Annotated in this window: 17 protein-coding genes and 1 other RNA gene; 6 read left to right on the top strand and 12 right to left on the bottom strand. The window is 67.3% G+C overall.

What is annotated here, in order from left to right; translation table 11 throughout:
- Positions 1-74: 74 nt before the first annotated feature.
- The gene (locus CCR98_RS17105; protein WP_087923531.1) at positions 75-1,016 is read left to right on the top strand and encodes a YiiG family protein; all 942 of its coding nucleotides are present in this window, start codon (positions 75-77) and stop codon (positions 1,014-1,016) included.
- 102 nt (positions 1,017-1,118) lie between these two features.
- Here CCR98_RS17105 and CCR98_RS17100 read toward each other — a convergent pair whose 3' ends face one another.
- Positions 1,119-1,991: an ion transporter gene (locus CCR98_RS17100; protein WP_087923530.1), complete on the bottom strand. Its 873-nt coding sequence runs from the start codon at positions 1,989-1,991 to the stop codon at positions 1,119-1,121.
- A 63-nt stretch (positions 1,992-2,054) separates the two neighbouring features.
- Here CCR98_RS17100 and CCR98_RS17095 point away from each other — a divergent pair, with 63 nt between their 5' ends.
- Positions 2,055-3,281: an acetylornithine transaminase gene (locus CCR98_RS17095; RefSeq protein ID WP_087923529.1), complete on the top strand. Its 1,227-nt coding sequence runs from the start codon at positions 2,055-2,057 to the stop codon at positions 3,279-3,281.
- Between the two features lie 54 nt (positions 3,282-3,335).
- On the opposite strand, the gene CCR98_RS17090 is transcribed toward CCR98_RS17095, so the two are convergent.
- Complete coding sequence (locus CCR98_RS17090; protein ID WP_087923528.1) at positions 3,336-3,938, bottom strand: HAD-IA family hydrolase; 603 nt, start codon at positions 3,936-3,938, stop codon at positions 3,336-3,338.
- A 123-nt stretch (positions 3,939-4,061) separates the two neighbouring features.
- Here CCR98_RS17090 and azu point away from each other — a divergent pair, with 123 nt between their 5' ends.
- Positions 4,062-4,511, top strand: a complete 450-nt coding sequence (gene azu, locus CCR98_RS17085; protein WP_075676335.1) for an azurin — start codon at positions 4,062-4,064, stop codon at positions 4,509-4,511.
- A gap of 86 nt (positions 4,512-4,597) precedes the next feature.
- On the opposite strand, the gene hemL is transcribed toward azu, so the two are convergent.
- Together hemL and thiE are read right to left on the bottom strand one after the other, a co-directional pair.
- Positions 4,598-5,887 carry a glutamate-1-semialdehyde 2,1-aminomutase gene (hemL, locus tag CCR98_RS17080; RefSeq protein WP_087923527.1) on the bottom strand — a complete coding sequence of 430 codons (1,290 nt, stop codon included), beginning with the start codon at positions 5,885-5,887 and terminating at the stop codon, positions 4,598-4,600.
- 16 nt (positions 5,888-5,903) lie between these two features.
- Positions 5,904-6,530 carry a thiamine phosphate synthase gene (thiE, locus tag CCR98_RS17075; protein WP_087923526.1) on the bottom strand — a complete coding sequence of 209 codons (627 nt, stop codon included), beginning with the start codon at positions 6,528-6,530 and terminating at the stop codon, positions 5,904-5,906.
- A 34-nt stretch (positions 6,531-6,564) separates the two neighbouring features.
- Between thiE and CCR98_RS17070 the strand changes: the two genes are divergently transcribed.
- Entirely contained in the window at positions 6,565-6,789 is a 225-nt protein-coding gene (locus CCR98_RS17070) for a rubredoxin (protein ID WP_006467103.1), read from the top strand.
- Between the two features lie 57 nt (positions 6,790-6,846).
- Here CCR98_RS17070 and CCR98_RS17065 read toward each other — a convergent pair whose 3' ends face one another.
- From CCR98_RS17065 to CCR98_RS17030, 8 genes are all read right to left on the bottom strand, one after another.
- A complete protein-coding gene (locus tag CCR98_RS17065; RefSeq protein WP_049446553.1) occupies positions 6,847-7,692 on the bottom strand; it encodes a SirB1 family protein in 846 nt (281 codons plus the stop codon).
- 182 nt (positions 7,693-7,874) lie between these two features.
- The gene (locus CCR98_RS17060; RefSeq protein WP_087923525.1) at positions 7,875-8,318 is read right to left on the bottom strand and encodes a DUF192 domain-containing protein; all 444 of its coding nucleotides are present in this window, start codon (positions 8,316-8,318) and stop codon (positions 7,875-7,877) included.
- A 21-nt stretch (positions 8,319-8,339) separates the two neighbouring features.
- On the bottom strand, positions 8,340-8,987 hold the full coding sequence (gene rpiA, locus CCR98_RS17055) for a ribose-5-phosphate isomerase RpiA (RefSeq protein WP_014038355.1): 648 nt from the start codon (positions 8,985-8,987) through the stop codon (positions 8,340-8,342).
- A gap of 22 nt (positions 8,988-9,009) precedes the next feature.
- Complete coding sequence (locus CCR98_RS17050) at positions 9,010-9,489, bottom strand: EVE domain-containing protein (protein ID WP_087923524.1); 480 nt, start codon at positions 9,487-9,489, stop codon at positions 9,010-9,012.
- Positions 9,486-10,079, bottom strand: coding sequence for a 5-formyltetrahydrofolate cyclo-ligase (locus tag CCR98_RS17045; RefSeq protein ID WP_087923523.1), 594 nt, complete (start codon positions 10,077-10,079; stop codon positions 9,486-9,488). Before CCR98_RS17045 ends, CCR98_RS17050 begins: the two co-directional genes overlap by 4 nt.
- A gap of 83 nt (positions 10,080-10,162) precedes the next feature.
- Positions 10,163-10,348, bottom strand: a non-coding RNA gene (gene ssrS / locus CCR98_RS17040) — 6S RNA.
- Between the two features lie 152 nt (positions 10,349-10,500).
- Positions 10,501-10,797: a cell division protein ZapA gene (locus tag CCR98_RS17035; protein ID WP_087923522.1), complete on the bottom strand. Its 297-nt coding sequence runs from the start codon at positions 10,795-10,797 to the stop codon at positions 10,501-10,503.
- Positions 10,794-11,015, bottom strand: a complete 222-nt coding sequence (locus CCR98_RS17030; RefSeq protein WP_005410898.1) for a TIGR02449 family protein — start codon at positions 11,013-11,015, stop codon at positions 10,794-10,796. The genes CCR98_RS17035 and CCR98_RS17030 overlap by 4 nt, the downstream gene beginning before the upstream one ends.
- Positions 11,016-11,168: 153 nt before the next feature.
- On the opposite strand from CCR98_RS17030, the gene CCR98_RS17025 reads away from it, so the two are divergent.
- Together CCR98_RS17025 and CCR98_RS17020 are read left to right on the top strand one after the other, a co-directional pair.
- Positions 11,169-11,717, top strand: coding sequence for a YecA family protein (locus CCR98_RS17025; RefSeq protein WP_032128368.1), 549 nt, complete (start codon positions 11,169-11,171; stop codon positions 11,715-11,717).
- Between the two features lie 5 nt (positions 11,718-11,722).
- Entirely contained in the window at positions 11,723-13,045 is a 1,323-nt protein-coding gene (locus CCR98_RS17020; RefSeq protein WP_087924219.1) for an aminopeptidase P N-terminal domain-containing protein, read from the top strand.
- Positions 13,046-13,211 lie beyond the last annotated feature (166 nt).

The raw sequence follows: 13,211 nt of genomic DNA, 5'->3' as shown, positions 1-13,211 counted from the left end.
TCCCGAGGTGCTGGAGCGCGCGCCCGCGCCATGCAGGACGATGGCTGCAGTTATCACTGGTGCAAGGAACTGATTTGAACACATCCATACGCCTGCTTCCTGTTCTCCTGCTCGGCGCGCTGGCCGGCTGCAACAGCCCGGCGGGCCTGGCTGTCGCCGATCCCGGGTTGGAAAAGATCAACGCCTACATCGAGTGCTACAACGGCGTCGAACAGCCCATCCATGAAGGCTTCCAGACCTACACGGGCTGGATGAAGGACCCCAAGGCGGGCCCGACCGGCAAGGAAGCGCAGCCGCGCTCACCCGGCAAGGTGCTGTCGCACCGCGTCGAGTACTGCGGCCAGCCGCTGACCGATGCGCTGGCAAAGTCCCCCGCGACGCCGCTGGATGCGCCCGCGCGGCAGTACCAGCAGGCGTTCCAGGCTCTGAACACCCTGGTCGAGCGCGCCGATGGCTATTTCACCCGCGAAGACTATCGTCGTGACGGCGGTGAAGGAATGCGCAGCCAGCATGCTCCGCTGATGCAGGCCTATGCTGAGTTTTTCAAGGCCAGCGAAGCGATGGATGCGGCGCTGGAAAAGAACGAGAACGGTCGTCGCGCCGCTCAGCTGAAGCAGATCGAGGAACGCGAGGGCCGTTCGCTGGCGTATTACCACCTGCGCCTTGTCGGTGACGGCAAGCAGCTGGCGATGGCGTTCCAGGGCGACGCACCGGATGTGGCGGTGCTGCGCAGGCAGCTGGCCGACTATCAGGCGCTGGTGACGGAAATCCAGAACGGGGGTGTCGGCAAGGACGACCCGATGTGGGGCCATGTGCAGCGCTCGGCGGACAAGCTGGTCCGCACGGCGGGCCGCGGTGTCGAGCGCCTGGAGCAGGGCAAGCCGATCACCGCTGATGCGCTGGCGGCCGAGCGCAAGGCATCGGGCAGCTGGCTCACCACCGATCCCGAAGGCGCGCAGTCGACGATTCTGGATGCCTACAACGACCTGGTGACCACCAGCAACCGCATGCATTGAGGAGGATCCACGCAGGGCGTGGATCTACCGAGGGTCGCGCCGGGTCATGCCCGGCGCGCACCAGGCAGTTTCGGTAGCGCCGGCCGTTGGCCGGCATGACCCTCAATGGCTGAACGCATCCGGCAGTTCACCGCCGCATCTGCGGCAGTGGCGGGCGTCGGGTTCGTGACCTTCCAGCCCGCAGTGCGGGCACCCGCGCGCGTCACGGCGCGCAGCCAGTTCGGCTTCGCGCATGGTGCTGGCCAGTTCGGCGGTGTAGATGCCGGTGGGCACGGCGATGATGCTGTAGCCGATCAGGATCAGCACCGAGGTGACGAAGCGGCCGAGCACGGTCTGCGGCACGATGTCGCCGAAGCCGACCGTGGCCATGGTCACCACCGCCCAGTACATGCTGGCTGGAATATTGGTGAAGCCGTGCTCCGGTCCTTCGATCACATACATCAGCGCACCGGCGATGATGGTGATGGTGATCACCGTGAACAGGAACACCAGCACCTTGCGCCGGCTGCGCCACAGCGAGGTCATGAGGACGCCGCTTTCCTCGATGTAGCGGGTCAGCTTGAGGATGCGGAACACGCGCAGGATGCGCAGCGCGCGCACCACCAGCAGGCTCTGCGCGCCGGGGATGAACATCGACAGGTAGGCGGGCAGGATCGACAGCAGGTCGATGATGCCCCAGATGCTCACCGCGTAACGCAGCGGGCGTTTGACCACCGCCAGCCGCAGCAGGTACTCGGCGGTGAAGATGATCGTGAAGGCCCATTCCAGGATGTACAGGCCGGTGGACCATTCGGCGTGCAGGTGCTGCACGCTGTCGATCATCACCACCAGGATGCTGGCGACGATCGCCACCACCAGGATCAGGTCGAAATTGCGCGAGGGCCGCGAGTCGTGGCGATAGATGATGTCGAACCACCGGCGGCGCCAGCCGGTCTCGGTGGCGGGGTTCAGCTGGGGGGCAGAAAACGGTCGCATGGGCGCATTGTGCCGCAGGGGTTCCGGCGCGAGAATGGGGATTCCTGAACCCTGCCGACTGCCATGACCGCCGCTACCGATCCGCTGATCTCCCTTTCGCACTACTACCTGCCGGTCTACAAGCCCCGCCAGGTGGTTCTGGAGCGAGGCCAGGGCGCCCGCGTGTGGGACAGCCAGGGCCGTGAGTTCATCGACCTGGCCGCCGGCATCGCCGTGTGTGGCCTGGGCCACAACGATCCGGACCTGGTGGCCGCGCTGGTCGAGCAGGCCGGCAAGCTCTGGCACACCAGCAACGTGTTCTACAGCGCGCCGCCGCTGCACCTGGCCGAGGAGCTGGTGAAGGCCAGCCGCTTCGCCGAGCGCGTGTTCCTGTGCAATTCCGGCGCCGAAGCCAACGAAGTGGCGATCAAGATGGTCCGCAAGTGGGCCTCCAGCCAGGGCCGCCCGGCCGACAAGCGGGTGATCATCACCTTCCGTGGCAGCTTCCACGGTCGCACCATGGGTGCGGTGACGGCCACCGCCCAGCCGAAGTACCAGGAAGGCTATGAGCCGCTGCCCGGTGGCTTCCGCTATATCGATTTCAACGATGAGGTGCAGCTGGAAACCGCGATGGCCGCCGGCGACGTGGCGGCGGTGATGCTGGAGCCGATCCAGGGCGAGGGCGGCGTGATGCCGGCCAAGGCCGGCTTCCTCAAGCGCGTGCGCGAACTGTGCGACCAGCACAACGCACTGCTGGTGCTGGACGAGATCCAGGCTGGCATGGGCCGTACCGGCACGCTGTTCGCGCACTGGCAGGACGACGTGGTGCCGGACATGGTCACCCTGGCCAAGGCACTCGGCGGCGGCTTCCCGATCGGCGCGATGCTGGCCGGCCCGAAGGTGGCCGAGACCATGCAGTTCGGCGCGCATGGCACCACCTTCGGAGGCAACCCGCTGGCTGCGGCGGTGGCCCGCGTGGCGCTGCGCAAGCTGGCCTCGGCGGAGATCGCCGCCAACGTCAGCCGCCAGTCGAAGGCGTTGCGCGATGGCTTCGCCCGCATCAACGACGAGTTCGGCGTGTTCAGCGACGTGCGTGGCCGTGGCCTGATGCTGGGCGCGGTGCTGAGCAAGGGCTTTGCCGGCCAGGCCGGTGCGATCCTTGACCACGCCGCCGAGCAGGGCCTGCTGACCCTGCAGGCCGGCCCGGACGTGCTGCGCTTCGTGCCGTCGCTGAACATCACCGACGAAGAAGTGGCCGAAGGCCTGAAGCGCCTGCGCGCGGCCATTGCCGCGTTCATCGCAGCGCGCTGAAGCCCAGGCGCTGGGGTCGGATCCCTCTTCTGAGGAGAGGGCTCTGACCCCCGATCAGCCCATCGCGTAACGCTTCAACACCTTGCCCAACCCTCGGCCATCGCGCACGGTTTCCGCGTGCAGGCCGGCAGCGCGCGCGCCACGCACATTGGCGAACAGATCATCGACGAACAGCGTGCGCGAAGGCGCCACGCCGAGTACGTCGAGTGTGCGCAGGAATACCGCGGGCGCAGGTTTGCGCAGGCCGAAATCCGCGCTGCAGAACACGCGGCCCTGCAGCGCAGGAAACAGTTCCGGCAGCAGGGTGGGCAATGCCTGCACCATCAGTGCGCCATTGTTGGTCAGTACCGCGATTGGCAGCTGCAGGGCCTGCAGTCGCTGCAGCACCGCGCGCTGCGGATGGCTGGCGGCCTGGCGCGCGGCGGTCCATGTCGTCACATCGACGGGTCTGCCCAGCAGTGCGCCCAGCCGTGCCAGATAGTCCGGACCGTTCACCGTGCCATTGTCGTGCGCGGCTTCCAGCCCGCTGTCGTACAGCGCGGCCTGCACGGCCAGCGTAGGAACCTCCAGCGCCTGCGCGAGGTGCAGCACGCGCTGCGCGCGCTGGTACTGCACCAGAACGCCATCCACATCCAGCAGCAACAGGTCGATCCGCATCGGCCGAGCATGCCACTGCAGTGAGTGCGCGGGAAACCCTGGAGTTGGCATGCGACAGACGGTCGCAGACGGCGCCGCAGGAGCCTGCCTAGAATGGCGCTTGAATCCGCAGGAGATGCAGCGATGAAAGCTTGGATGGTGGCAGTGGGACTGGGTGCGCTGATGCTGGCGCCGTCGGCGATGGCACGGGTGTGTGCGGTGAGCATCGACAGCACCGACCAGATGAGCTTCAGCAGCCGCGAGATCAAGGTTGCCGCCGACTGCAGTGCGGTGGACCTGACCCTGCGCCACACCGGCAAGCTCGCCGCCACCGCGATGGGACACAACTGGGTGCTGACCCGCACCGCCGATTACCAGCCGGTGGCCATGGCGGGCATGCGCATGACCTTGGCCGACAGCTACCTGCCGAAGGCTGACAAGCGCGTGCTGGCGCATACCAAAGTGATCGGCGGCGGCGAGACCACGCGCGTGCGCTTCTCTACCCAGGGGCTGCAGAAGGGCGGTGACTACACCTTCTTCTGCTCGTTCCCCGGCCACTTCGCGATGATGAAGGGCAAATTCGTCTTCGGTTGAGCGGCCACGCATGGCGTGGCTCTACCAGTAGATCCCCTCCGTCCCCTTTTTGTGCCAACCAAGGTTGGCACCTACCAGGGCGAGCCTCAGCCCTTGGCGGCCTTGAATGCCACGCGTGCGGCGGCCAGGGTGGCCTCGATCACGGCATCGTCGTGGGCGCTGGACAGGAAACCGGCCTCGTACGCCGACGGTGCCAGGAACACGCCCTGGTCCAGCATCGCGTGGAAGAAGCGGTTGAACGCCGGGATGTCACAGGCAGTGGCCTGCGCATAGGTCTCCACCTTCTCACTGGTGAAGAACAGGCCGAACATCGCACCCACGCGGGTGGTGGTCACGGCCACGCCGGCTTCGGCGGCGGCCGCTTCCAGGCCGGCACACAGGCGCGCGGTGCGCTCGGCCAGGTCGGCGTGGAAGCCCGGCTGCCGGATCAGTTCCAGCATCGCCAGGCCAGCAGCCATCGCCACCGGGTTGCCGCTCAGCGTGCCGGCCTGGTAGATCGGGCCGGCCGGGGCGATCTGCTGCATCAGCTCGCGGCGGCCGCCGTAGGCACCCACCGGCATGCCGCCGCCGATGATCTTGCCGAAGGTGGTCAGGTCCGGTGTGATGCCGTAGTGCGCCTGCGCGCCGCCGAGGGCGACGCGGAAGCCGGTCATCACCTCGTCGAAGATCAGCAGCGCGCCGTGCTTCGTGCACAGTTCGCGCAGGTGCTGCAGGTAACCCTCGCGCGGCGGGATGCAGTTGGCGTTGCCGACCACCGGTTCGATGATCAGGCCGGCGATGTCGTTACCCTGCTGTTCGAACAGGGCAGTGGCCGCTTCGAAGTCGTTGTAGGGCAGGGTCAGGGTCAGTTCGCTCAGGCCGGCCGGGACGCCCGGCGAGGTCGGCACGCCCAGGGTCAGCATGCCGCTGCCGGCCTTGACCAGGAACGAGTCGCCATGGCCGTGGTAGCAGCCTTCGAACTTCACGATGCGGTTGCGGCCGGTCGCACCACGCGCCAGCCGGATCGCCGACAGCGTGGCTTCGGTGCCGGAGTTGACCATGCGCACCATCTCGCACGACGGCACCAGGCGGGTGATGGTCTCGGCCATGGTCACTTCGGCCGCGCACGGCGCACCGAACGACAGGCCGTTGTCGATCGCCTTCTTCACCGCCTGGCGCACGGCCGGGTGGTTGTGGCCGACGATCATCGGTCCCCAGGAACCGACGTAGTCGATGTAGCGGTTGCCATCGACGTCGTACAGGTAGGCGCCGTCGGCGCGCTCGACGAAGAACGGTTCCCCACCGACCGACTTGAACGCGCGTACCGGCGAATTGACGCCGCCCGGCAGCAGCTGCTGGGCGCGGGAGAACAGGGCGTGGGACTGGTCGTGGTTCATGCGGATTTCCTGGGCGTTACGCGAACTGGGCGAGGTAGGCGCGCTGGACCGCAACCGGGTCTTCGGCGGCGAACACGCTGCTGACCACGGCGACCAGATCGGCGCCGGCGTCGATGATGGGACCGACATTGTCCGGCGTCAGGCCGCCGATCGCCACCCGCGGCACGCCCAGTGCGGCGCTTTGCCGCAGCAGGTCGGTATGGGCGCGGCTGCTGGTGATCTTGGTGGTGGTCGGGAAGAACGCGCCGAAGGCCACGTAGCTGGCGCCGGCGGCCACGGCCTTCTTGGCATTGTCCAGCTGGTCGTAGCAGGACGCGCCGATGATGGCATCGGGGCCGAGCCGGGCGCGCGCGCTGGGGATGTCGCCGTCGGTGCCGCCCAGATGCACGCCGGCCGCGCCGACCGCCTTGGCCAGCGCCGGGTCGTCGTTGACGATCAGCGGCACGCCGTGTTCCATGCACAGCGCCTGCAGAGCGGTGGCCTGCTCGCGCCGCAGCGCGTCACGGGCGGTCTTGTTGCGGTACTGCAGCCAGGTGGCGCCCGCGGCCAGCAGCGGCGCGGTGCGGGCCAGCAGGCGCGCGGTATCGGGCTCGTCCGGGGTGATCAGGTAGACGCCGCGGGGCGCCGGGGAAGCAGAAGTCATCGATGGCTACCGGTGAGTGGACCGCGATGGGACAATGGCGGCCCGTGAATCCAGCCCTGATTATCCGATGAGCGATGCCACCCCCACCACCTTGCGCACCTGGATGTGCGTGGTCTGCGGCTTCCTTTACAGCGAAGCGGACGGCTTGCCGGAGGAGGGCATCGCGCCGGGGACGCGCTGGGAGGACATTCCCGAGACCTGGACCTGCCCGGACTGTGGCGTGACCAAGGCCGATTTCGAGATGGTCGAGGTCGATTGATTGCAATGGCCGCCGGGCATGGCCCGGCGCTACCGGTGGGTGCGCACACCGACGCCCTCAATGCAGCCGCGGCACTGGCCCCCCGAGGTCGATCAGCTTCTCGCGCAGCCACTGCGCATCGCTGGCTTCCGGGTTGCGCTTCAGGTATTGCCCCAGATCGTGGCGGGCACCGGCCAGGTACTCCAGCTGCAGGTAGGCCAGGCCGCGATCACGCAGCGCATCGTCCTGCTCCGGGGCGAGCTTCAGCAGGCGGTCGGCACTGCGCGCGGCGCGGTCCCATTCGCCGGCCTCGGCATACACGCCGTGCAGGTTGCGCAGCATGCGCATCAGGATCGCGCGCGCCGGCGCCGGGTCGAGGATCTGCGCCAGCACCTGGTCGTCGGGCATCTGCCCGCCCAGGTGTGACTTGGCCCGCTCGCGCAGTTCGTCCACGTCCAGCGGGCGGCCGCCATTGAACGGATCCATCACCAGCACGCCGTCGTCCACCGGCAGGCGCACCAGGAAGTGGCCGGGGAAGGACACGCCGTCGAGCGGAATGCCCAGCCGGCGCGCGACTTCCATCTGCACCAGCGCCAGCGAGATCGGGTTGCCCAGGCGGCGCTCGAATACCTGGTTGAGGTAGCTGTTGCGCGGATCGTAGTACTCGTCGTGGTCGCCGCTGTAGCCCAGTTCGTCGAACAGGTGGCGGTTGATCGCCGCCATCTTCAACGGGCTGTTGTCGATGCTGTCCACTTCCGAACGGAGATGCTCGACGTGGCTCTGGATCAGCGCGTCGTAGGTTGACGGCTGCAGATCGGGGTATTCATCGCGCGCGATCAGCAGCGCGGTCGGCAACAGTGGCAGCGCCTCGTCTTCGAGGTCGGCCAGTGCATCCCAGTCGGGGAGTGTGATCCGGTCCTGCATGGCCACAGACTGGCGTCATTCGCAGGCGGTTTCAAGCGGTGCCGCGTGAAAAAGTCACGGCCTGGGTCGATGGGCTTCCGGTGGGTGTGGACCTTGGCCCACACCACAGCCTGCCCGCGCGCGGCAAGTCAGTGCCGACCAAGGTCGGCACCTACCGGTCCTCCTCAACGCAGGGCGAGGATCTACTCGATGCCCGGGCCGAGCTTCAGCTCCGTGCCATCCTTCAGCTGCAGCTTCTCGGCCTGGCCAGCGTTGAGCTCCAGCACGTAGCGCGCCGGGCCGCCGCTGGGATAGGGCGGGCACATGTCGCCGGCCGAGCACGGCGGCACATCGCGCTGCTGGCTGACCAGCTTGCGCTGGCTGTCGAAGTACAGGATGTCCAGCGCGATCTTGGTGTTCTTCATCCAGTACGCCTGCATTTCTTCGCGGTCGTGGATGAACAGCATGCCGTGGTCGGCCGACATCTGATCGCGGAACATCAGCCCGCGCGCGCGGGTTTCATCGTTGGTGGCCAGCTCCACCTGGTAGCGGGCGCCATCCAGCTCGACCCAATGACGGGCCGCGTCGGTGGCACAGCCGGCCAGGGCCAGCAGCGGAAGCATCAGCAGCGAACGCAACAGCGACATCGTCAGGATCCTTCGGAAGGGTCAGAGCACGATCGGCGGCTCGCCGCCGACGATCACCACGTCGGCGCGACGGCGCGCGAACAGGCCGACGCAGACCACGCCCGGCAGCTGGTTGAGCTCGCGTTCCAGCTTTTCCGGATCGGTGATCTGCAGGTTGTGGATATCCAGGATCTGGTTGCCGTTGTCGGTGACCACGCCTTCGCGCCAGGTCGGCTGGCCGCCGGTCATGTCGCGGATCTGGCGGGCGACCAGGCTGCGCGCCATCGGGATCACTTCCACCGGCAGCGGGAACTTGCCCAGCACCGGCACTTGCTTGCTCGGGTCGACGATGCAGATGAAGCGCTCGCTGGCCTCGGCGATGATCTTCTCGCGGGTCAGCGCGGCACCGCCGCCCTTGATCAGGCACTTGTTGGCGTCGCACTCATCGGCGCCGTCCACGTACAGAGACAGGTTGCCGCTGTGGTTCAGCTCGATCACTTCGATGCCGTGTTGCTTCAGGCGCGCGGTGCTCTGCTCGGAGCTGGACACGGCACCCTTGATGCGGTGCTGGATGCGGGCCAGGGCATCGATGAAATAGGCCACGGTGGAACCGGTGCCGACACCGACGATCATGCCGTCTTCAACGTACTCGATGGCTTTCTCGGCGGCCAGGCGCTTGGCTTCGGACATGGGAGAACTCTCAGGCAGGGAATCAGGATTTCTTTTCCAGCGACAGCAGCAGCTTCCACTGCGCGGCGGTCACCGGGAACACCGACAGGCGGTTGCCCTTGGCAACCAGCGGGAAGCCTTCACCGAGCGCTTCGGCGTGCAGCTTGATCTCGTCCAGCGCGATCACCTGCTTGAGCTTGCGGTCGAAGCCCACGTCCACCAGCATCCAGCGCGGGTTCTCGCGCGTGCTCTTGGGGTCGTGGTAGTCGGATTCGGGATCAAACTGGGTGTCGTCCGGATAGGCCGGGCTGGCCACCGTGGCCAGGCCGACGATGCCGGGCACCTTGGTATTGGAGTGGTAGAACAGGATGCCGTCGCCGACCTGCATGCCATCGCGCATGAAGTTGCGCGCCTGGTAGTTGCGCACCCCGTTCCAGGGTTCGACCTTGACCTTGGCCAGGTCATCGATGGAGAAGGCGTCCGGTTCGGACTTCATCAGCCAGTAGCGCTTGCGGGCGGTCATGCGTTCACGGGGGCAGCGGAGGGGAACAGGGTGCCGTCTTCGGTGCAGATCGCATCCACCGGCACGTCCCACGACGCCACCGGCAAGGACTCGACCTGCTGCACCGCGAACGCAGCACCGACCAGCCAGGGCGGCGCCGGCCGGTCGTGGCGGAAGGCGAAGCTGCGATCATACCAGCCGCCCCCCATGCCCAGCCGCCGGCACTGTGTGTCGAAGCCCACCAGTGGGGTCACCACCAGCGTCATCTGCGCCGGTTCCAGGGTGTCTTCCATCGCCACGTCCGGCTCGGGAATGCCGTAGCGGTTGCTGGTCAGCGGCTGCCCGGGCCGCCACGGCGCGAAGCGCAGCACGTCGCCGGCCAGCACCGGCAGGCAGTAGGTGAGTCCTTCGGGTAGCTGCAGTTGCCAGCGGTGCAGGGCGATTTCGCCATCCAGCGCCCAGTAGCCGGCCACCGCGCCTTCGCGCGGGGCGAACGGCAGGGCCAGCAGGGCATCGGCAAGCGATTCGGCGGCGGCGATGCGCTCAGCGGCGGAAAGGTCGCGGCGGCGTTGCCGCAGGTCGTGGCGCAGGGCCTGGCGCGTGTCGGTCATGGCAGCGTGCGGCAAGGATCAGCCGCCATTGTGCCGGAAAGAACAAGGGCGACGCCCGAAGACGCCGCCCTTGCTGGAATATTGCATTCTCCGCAATGTCGATGCATGCGAAACGACCTTGAACCCGGGGGCTCAAGTGGGAACGCTGGAGAACCATCGGGCTTCCCGCTACAAGGCGGACCTGCACTCCCGGCGCTGTCGCGCTCCCGGTGTCGTTCTTAAGGGACAAGGCGAATGTTTGCACATGCCGTCGAGTACCGCAGAGAACGCGTGGCCATTATAGCCAGCGCGCAGGATCTGGATAGGCCGTTCGTCGGCAACAGTCCGTGCCAATTCAGATACGCGAAAAGGGGACGGAGGGAATCAAGACGTTTCCGGCACGGAAGGGGCGAATGCGCCTTGATCCCCTCCGTCCCCTCTTCTATGGGGTGCTGTCGATCGCGCGGTCCAGGCGCCGGTTCAGGTCGGCCAGCGTCTGCTGCAGGGCCACGGCCTGGCGGGCGTTCTCGTCGCGCAGCAGCTGCAGTTCATGGGCCAGGTTCAGCGCGGCCAGCACGGCGACGCGGTCGACGGCGGCCATGCGGTTGCTGCCGCGGATTTCGCGCATGCGTGCATCGAGCAGGCGCGCGGCGGCCATCAGGCTGTCGCGTTCATCGCCGCCGACACCCACGGTGTATTCACGATCGAGGATGCGGACACTGACCGGTTCGGCGCTCATGTGTGCTGCTCCAGGGATTTGAGCCGGCTGATCATTGCTTCCACCCGCGAGCGTGCCTGCTCGTTCTTGGCCAGCAGCGTGGAACGCTCGGCCACCAGCTGTTCCTGCTGGTGGCGCAGGCTGCGGTTCTCCTCGGCCAGGCGCTGGTTGCGTTCAAGCAACGCTTCCACGCGGGCGGCGAAGTCCTGCAGCTGGGCAAGGGGATCGGCGGGTTCCATGCAGGCACGATAGGCAAGCCGGGTCAGGGCGGTCAAGCGTTGTCGCAGCAAGGCCTGACGGCCGCAGAGAGGATGCCGTGGGGTTGCTACACTACGGGGTCTCACGGGCGCGCGCGTGCGCGGCCCGGGTTTCCTTTCCGAACGAGCCGCACGATGACCGAACTTCCCTCCGTCGACGACGTTACCCGCGCCAGCCAGGAACTGGGCCTGGGCGCCACCGCTGCCGAGCTGCACGGCGCGCTGTGTGGCTGGCTGGCCGCCGGCGGCGCCCCCGGCAACGACTGGCCGGCGCGCGTGCTGGCCGACGACAACCTGCCGCCGGTGGCCGCCGACAGCGTGCTAGGGCAGCTGCTGCAGGTGACCATCAAGCAGCTGGAAGACCGCGACTTCGCCTTCGAACTGCTGCTGACCGACGGCGACGACGTGTCCGCGCAGGCCGATGCCATGTTCAGCTGGACCCGCTCGTTCCTGGGCGGTTTCGGCCTGGGCAGCGGCGGCCGCCGCCCGACCCTGTCCGAAGAGGGCGAAGAAGCGCTGACCGACATGGCCAGCCTGGCCCGTGCCTCCAGCGAGGATTTCGAGGCCGGCGGCGATGACGATGACGAAGCCCTGTCGGAGATCGAGGAATTCATCCGCGTGGCGGTTCTGCTGCTGCACGGTGACGTGGTGCTGGCCTCGCGCCATCGGCAGCGCCTGAACTGATGGACATCAAGCAGCGCACCGGCATCGCGGCCGGCGAATACAAGCGTCGGCGCCGCCAGCTGATGGACATGGCCGGCGAGGACGCGATCCTGGTGCTGCCGGCCGCGGCCGAGAAGGTGCGCAGCCTCGATACCCATTACCCGTTTCGGCAGGATTCGGACTTCCAGTACCTGAGCGGCTTCCCCGAGCCGGAAGCAGTGCTGGTGCTGATCCCGGGGCGACGCCACGGCGAAGCCATCCTGTTCTGCCGCGAGCGCGATGCCGAGCGCGAGGCCTGGGACGGCAGCCGTGCCGGTCAGGAGGGCGCTGTATCGCAGTTCGGCATGGATGATGCCTATCCGATCGATGATCTGGACGAGATCCTGCCGGGCCTGCTGGAAGGGCGTTCGCGCGTCTATTACCACTTCGGCCGCGATGCCGACTTCGACCTGAAGCTGATCGGCTGGGTCAACCGCGTTCGCTCGCAGGTGCGCCACGGCGCGCAGCCGCCGCATGAGTTCCTGGAGCTGGGCCACCTGCTGCATGAGCAGCGCCTGTTCAAGTCCGGCGCCGAAGTGGCGTTGATGCACCACGCCGCGCAGATCAGCGTGCGTGCGCATCTGGCCGCGATGAAGGCAGCCAGGGCCGGCATCCACGAGTACGAACTGCAGGCGGAGCTGGAACGCGTGTTCCGCGCCAACGACGCCGTGCCGGCGTATTGCAGCATCGTCGGTGCGGGCCGTAATGGCTGCATCCTGCATTACCGCGACAACAACGCACGTTCGCGCGACGGCGAACTGGTGCTGATCGACGCCGGTGCCGAATATCGCGGCTATGCCAGCGACATCACCCGCACCTTCCCGGTGAACGGTCGCTTCAGTGCCGAGCAGCGTGCACTGCACGACCTGGTCGGTGATGCGCAGGCCGCGGCACTGGCCCAGGCCAAGCCGGGCGTGGCCTACGAGATGGGTCACCTGGCGGCGGTGCAGACCCTGACCGAAGGCCTGTTGCGGCTGGGCCTGCTGAAGGGCACGCTGGAAAAGAACCTGTCCGAGGGCCTGTACCAGCGTTTCTACCGGCACAAGACCGGGCACTGGATCGGGCTGGACGTGCACGATGTGGGCGATTACCGCCTGGCGGGCGATTCGCGCCTGCTGGAGCCGGGCATGGCGTTCACCATCGAGCCGGGGCTGTACATCGGCGTGGACGACACGACGGTGGAACCGCGCTGGCGCGGTATCGGCATCCGCACCGAGGATGACGTGCTGATCACCGATGATGGCCATCGCGTACTGACCGAAGGCCTGGCGCGCAGCGCCGACGAGATCGAAGCGGTGATGGCGGGGTAAGGGGTTGTTCTGCAGGGCTTGCAGCCCTGCACCCGCAGAGGCAACAGCAACAGCAACAGCGCGCATTCCGTGGGATGGCGGGGCGGTGTGGGTGGTCAGGACACGCCGTAAACCCATCCATGGGGGCTCGATGGCGCCATCCATGGCGCCAACGGTCCTGCCCACC

This window comes from Stenotrophomonas sp. WZN-1, from assembly GCF_002192255.1.
In the GTDB taxonomy this organism is placed as follows: Bacteria; Pseudomonadota; Gammaproteobacteria; order Xanthomonadales; family Xanthomonadaceae; genus Stenotrophomonas.
Note: the sequence above shows the minus strand (reverse complement) of the source record. Positions and strands in the feature narration are given on the sequence as shown.

What these genes read in the sequence shown, in the direction of transcription:
- CCR98_RS17065 (WP_049446553.1), bottom strand. Translation starts at nt 7,692, where the DNA reads ATGCAGGACCGGATCACACTCCCCGACTGGGATGCACTGGCCGACCTC.
- CCR98_RS17095 (WP_087923529.1), top strand. Translation starts at nt 2,055, where the DNA reads ATGACCGCCGCTACCGATCCGCTGATCTCCCTTTCGCACTACTACCTG.
- CCR98_RS17070 (WP_006467103.1), top strand. Translation starts at nt 6,565, where the DNA reads ATGGCGGCCCGTGAATCCAGCCCTGATTATCCGATGAGCGATGCCACC.
- CCR98_RS17050 (WP_087923524.1), bottom strand. Translation starts at nt 9,489, where the DNA reads ATGACCGCCCGCAAGCGCTACTGGCTGATGAAGTCCGAACCGGACGCC.
- CCR98_RS17030 (WP_005410898.1), bottom strand. Translation starts at nt 11,015, where the DNA reads ATGGAACCCGCCGATCCCCTTGCCCAGCTGCAGGACTTCGCCGCCCGC.
- azu (WP_075676335.1), top strand. Translation starts at nt 4,062, where the DNA reads ATGAAAGCTTGGATGGTGGCAGTGGGACTGGGTGCGCTGATGCTGGCG.
- rpiA (WP_014038355.1), bottom strand. Translation starts at nt 8,987, where the DNA reads ATGTCCGAAGCCAAGCGCCTGGCCGCCGAGAAAGCCATCGAGTACGTT.
- thiE (WP_087923526.1), bottom strand. Translation starts at nt 6,530, where the DNA reads ATGACTTCTGCTTCCCCGGCGCCCCGCGGCGTCTACCTGATCACCCCG.
- CCR98_RS17045 (WP_087923523.1), bottom strand. Translation starts at nt 10,079, where the DNA reads ATGACCGACACGCGCCAGGCCCTGCGCCACGACCTGCGGCAACGCCGC.
- hemL (WP_087923527.1), bottom strand. Translation starts at nt 5,887, where the DNA reads ATGAACCACGACCAGTCCCACGCCCTGTTCTCCCGCGCCCAGCAGCTG.
- CCR98_RS17035 (WP_087923522.1), bottom strand. Translation starts at nt 10,797, where the DNA reads ATGAGCGCCGAACCGGTCAGTGTCCGCATCCTCGATCGTGAATACACC.
- CCR98_RS17060 (WP_087923525.1), bottom strand. Translation starts at nt 8,318, where the DNA reads ATGTCGCTGTTGCGTTCGCTGCTGATGCTTCCGCTGCTGGCCCTGGCC.
- CCR98_RS17025 (WP_032128368.1), top strand. Translation starts at nt 11,169, where the DNA reads ATGACCGAACTTCCCTCCGTCGACGACGTTACCCGCGCCAGCCAGGAA.
- CCR98_RS17100 (WP_087923530.1), bottom strand. Translation starts at nt 1,991, where the DNA reads ATGCGACCGTTTTCTGCCCCCCAGCTGAACCCCGCCACCGAGACCGGC.
- CCR98_RS17090 (WP_087923528.1), bottom strand. Translation starts at nt 3,938, where the DNA reads ATGCGGATCGACCTGTTGCTGCTGGATGTGGATGGCGTTCTGGTGCAG.